2 protein-coding genes are annotated in these 1,810 nt (G+C 74.3%); both read right to left on the bottom strand.

The genetic code is table 11. The annotated features are described in order from the left end of the window. On the bottom strand, positions 1–843 hold an 843-nt coding region (locus tag HW578_RS26140; protein WP_198373631.1), incomplete at its 3' end, for an MFS transporter. A 136-nt stretch (positions 844–979) separates the two neighbouring features. After that, the gene (locus HW578_RS26135) at positions 980–1,768 is read right to left on the bottom strand and encodes an NAD kinase (RefSeq protein WP_232479310.1); all 789 of its coding nucleotides are present in this window, start codon (positions 1,766–1,768) and stop codon (positions 980–982) included. Between the last annotated feature and the right edge of the window lie 42 nt (positions 1,769–1,810).

The raw sequence follows: 1,810 nt of genomic DNA, 5'->3' as shown, positions 1-1,810 counted from the left end.
CAGCAGGCCGACCCGGCGCAGGCTTGCGCGCCGGCCGGCCGCGAACAGCAGCCCGCGCGCGGCCACCTGCGCGGGTCCATGCGCGGCGGCGATCAGCAGCACCGTCGCCTCGGGCCAGCCGCGTTCGCGCAGCAGCGGGATCAGGTGCGCGCCGAGGCCCGTCGCGATGAAGGCATGCGCCGCGAAGCACACCGCGAGGCCGAGGAAGGCGCGTTGCCGCAGCCGCGTCCACAGGGACACGCGCGCCGTGGCCTGGGCGGCCGACGGGCCTGGCCGGCGTGCATGGCGCAGCATCGCCACCGTGATCACCGCCGAGACCGCCTGCAGCACGGCCAGCGCCTGCAGCGCGCCGCGCCAGCCGAAGGTGCCGATCAGCGCATCGGTCAGCGGCAGGAACACCGTGCCGGTGAAGCCGGTGATGAAGCTGATGATGGTGATGCTGCGCGTCGCATCGCGCGCCTGCTCCACCACCACCGCCATGGCGATGCCCCACAGCCCGATCGCCTGCGCGACGCCGATCCCGATCCAGATCGCGAAGAAGGCGAGGGGGTGCGCGACCAGGCTCCAGGCCACCAGCAGCACGGCGGCGGCGGCGGTGCCGAGGCCCATCATGCCGCGAGCGCCGTGCCGGTCGAACCAGCGCCCGGCGGGCACCGCCGCCAGGCCCGCCGCCAGCAGGCCGGTGGTGTAGGCGGCGTTGAGCGTCACGCGCGACCAGCCGAGCTCGGCCTCCATCGGCGCGACCATGAGCGGGAAGGGCGTGAACAGCGTGCCCCAGCCGATCAGCTGGGTGACGGCCATGCCCCAGATCAGCGCGCGGTCGGAGAGGCCTTGGCTGCTCATGTCATGTGCACGAGGGCTTCGCCGTCATGCCCCTCGCATGCGGGGCGCGTCGTCTCCTCGCTCGCGGCATGGGGCGCGGCGGCCACATGGCCGCCCGGCCCTTGCCGCCGCGGGCCGGAGCTTCGTGCGCCGGGACTCACACCGTGAACTGCTCCGCGATGATGCGTTCCGACAGCCCGTGGTCGGGATCGAAGAGCAGCGTGAGCGACACGTCGCGCGCCTCGCGCACCTCGACGCGCGCCACGTCGCGCACCTCGGTGTAGTCGGCCACGGCCGCGACCGGGCGCTTGTCGCGTTCCAGGATCTCGAAGACCACCTCGACATCGGCGGGCAGCAGCGCGCCGCGCCAGCGCCGTGGGCGGAAGGCCGAGATCGGCGTGAGCGGCAGCAGGTTCGCCCCAAGCGGGACGATCGGCCCGTGCGCCGAGAGGTTGTAGGCCGTGCTGCCCGCCGGCGTGCTGATCAGGATGCCGTCGCAGATCAGCTCCGTCAGCCTTTCCTTGCCGTCCACCAGGATGCGCACCTTCGCCGCCTGGCGGCTCTCGCGCAGCAGGGAGACCTCGTTGATGGCCAGCGCCTCGACCGGCGCGCCGCCGTTGCAGAAGGCGCGCATGCGCAGCGGGTGCAGCGTGGCGGCCTGCGCGGCGGCGAGGCGCGCGGGCAGGTCGTCCTCGCGGTAGTCGTTCATCAGGAAGCCGACGGAGCCGCGGTTCATGCCGTAGACCGGCGTGCCGCGGTGCAGGAAGCGGTGCAGCGTCTCGAGCATGAAGCCGTCGCCGCCGAGTGCGACCACGACCTCGGCCTGGTCGGGATCGGCGGCGCCGTAGCGGGCCGCCAGCGCCTCCTGCGCCGCCCGCGCCGCCTCGTTCTGCGCGGCGAGGATGGCGAGGCGCGGCGCGCTCACGCGCCGGCCTTCGCGACCCAGCCCCGCGCTGCCGCGCGGTGTTCCAGCAGCGGCATGCCCGCG

Origin of the sequence: Roseomonas rosulenta (assembly GCF_016106005.1) — a bacterium.
Lineage (GTDB): Bacteria > Pseudomonadota > Alphaproteobacteria > Acetobacterales > Acetobacteraceae > Neoroseomonas > Neoroseomonas rosulenta.
This window is presented reverse-complemented; position numbering and strand designations above follow the sequence as displayed.